Origin of the sequence: Mesorhizobium sp. WSM3626, from assembly GCF_000513935.1 — a bacterium.
In the GTDB taxonomy this organism is placed as follows: Bacteria; Pseudomonadota; Alphaproteobacteria; order Rhizobiales; family Rhizobiaceae; genus Mesorhizobium; species Mesorhizobium salmacidum.
Window position 1 is genome coordinate 1 of sequence record NZ_AZUY01000099.1, and the last position, 1,637, is coordinate 1,637.

Annotated in this window: 3 protein-coding genes; all 3 read left to right on the forward strand. The window is 60.8% G+C overall.

Features of this window, described 5'->3' with window-relative positions; all coding sequences use genetic code 11:
• Positions 1 to 227: hypothetical protein (locus M653_RS1000000137490; RefSeq protein WP_032936593.1), on the forward strand; the 227-nt coding region annotated here is incomplete at its 5' end.
• Positions 228 to 243: 16 nt separating this feature from the next.
• Positions 244 to 927, forward strand: a complete 684-nt coding sequence (locus M653_RS0131055) for a hypothetical protein (protein ID WP_032936595.1) — start codon at positions 244 to 246, stop codon at positions 925 to 927.
• Positions 928 to 1,185: 258 nt separating this feature from the next.
• A partial coding sequence (locus tag M653_RS1000000137180; protein ID WP_198028858.1) for a hypothetical protein occupies positions 1,186 to 1,637 on the forward strand: 452 nt, incomplete at its 3' end.

The following is a 1,637-nucleotide window of genomic DNA, read 5'->3' on the forward strand; positions in this document are numbered from 1 at the left end:
ACGGCAACGGCGTCTCCGGCCGCTACCAAGGTAATGACGGCAGCGCCGGGCAAATCACCGGCAAGGTGAGCGGCAACGTGCTGCGCTTCTCCTGGATCCAGAAGGACGGCACCCGCGGCAGCGGCAAGTTCACGCTCTCCAGCGATGGCCAGTCGTTCGCGGGCGGCTACAATTTCGGCAACAATCCCGACGCCATCGAAGGCAGCTGGAACGGAACGCGGCAGTAGCCGGGAAAGGCGCCCAATGATAGCCGAAAAAGGCCGAAACGGAGATAGCGGGTGGCGCTCGGGCATCGTCGCGCCGTTCGGATTGGAGCCGCCGATCAAGGCCGCGACTGCCAGGGGGGCGTACGCGACCTTGACGGGATACACCATCGGCCGATTGCTCCTGCCGCCGTTAGTAATGTTTGGGGTTCTCGTGCTATCGGACGTGACAATAGCTGCTAACGTCAAGCTCACATGTGGGCGCGCCGACGTCATGAACCCCAGCTGGGCTGTACCGATTACGTTTGTGTACGCAGGGGACGAGGCCGGCCCGGTAACGGTCACCGGACCTTTCGGAAGCTTTTCGATCACCGTTAGACCGCCCGGCGAGGCTCTGGATGGCACCGACAAAGTCCGCATTAAGCTGCCGGTTCGCGCCGATCTCGAAGCGTACATCGAGAAAAGTCGCGATCCGGCGTCAAATTCCGACGACAACCACGCTTTCCTCACCGCGCGCGATGCGTGCCTGCAGAAGCTCGCCCCGGCACCAGGGGGCGTCGATGTCGTAGTGGGACTGAGGATTGGCCTATTCGCCGACAGGGACGAGTCGAGCGGCGAGGATGCCTTTGTCGATTTCAGGCTCAGATACGATTCGGAAAGCGGGGCGCCGGACGGGGCGATGACCGTGGAGCCTCTCTCAGCTCAGTGCGTGTTGGAAAGGTGACGCGGTCTGGGAACAGATGGCGAGTGGGAGCTTCGCCTCACGACACGTGACGGGATTTCAGCTGCGGTTATCAACACACCAATTCAACCGGTCTTGGAGTGCACAATGCCCCTCATGTCAGTTCTGCGGATATCGGTCGTCGGCCTTATGGTCATGTCATGCGCGGCAATCGCCACCCCGGCATTCGCTCGCGACCGCCCGGGAACGCCGACGGATCCGAGAATAGGGCTATGCGGCGAAACAACATTGGACCTTTGCTTGAGTTGGAAAAATACGGCGGGATCCCTCTTCACGATCGGCGGAATGCGTCCCGAATTGGTCGGCTTCGAGGTCGAGATGACCAAAAATGGGAACAAGTACGCGCCGCCGGTTTTCTGCGCAGGCGACACGCAACTGGGGCAATGTTGGATACGTTCCTATTTCGATTACCACACGACACCACACCAGGAGGAGACCAGCACAATAAACAATGTCGGCTTCCGGACCTCGGCAGACCCGAACACCAAATACTGTTTCAGGGTCAGGGCACGAAGGAAATCCGACCAAGTTGTTTCAGCGGTTTGGTCCGGCACATCCTGTGTCACGACGCCATCCCAGCCGATCGCTTCACCTCCACCGCCGGAGAAGCCTGTCAAGCACACCGGCAGGAGCAACGCGTGTGTCGCCTATGGCGATCGCATGTCCGCCATTGCCAGCGAGGCGCGCGGCCT

What these genes read in the sequence shown, in the direction of transcription:
- M653_RS0131055 (WP_032936595.1), top strand. Translation starts at nt 244, where the DNA reads ATGATAGCCGAAAAAGGCCGAAACGGAGATAGCGGGTGGCGCTCGGGC.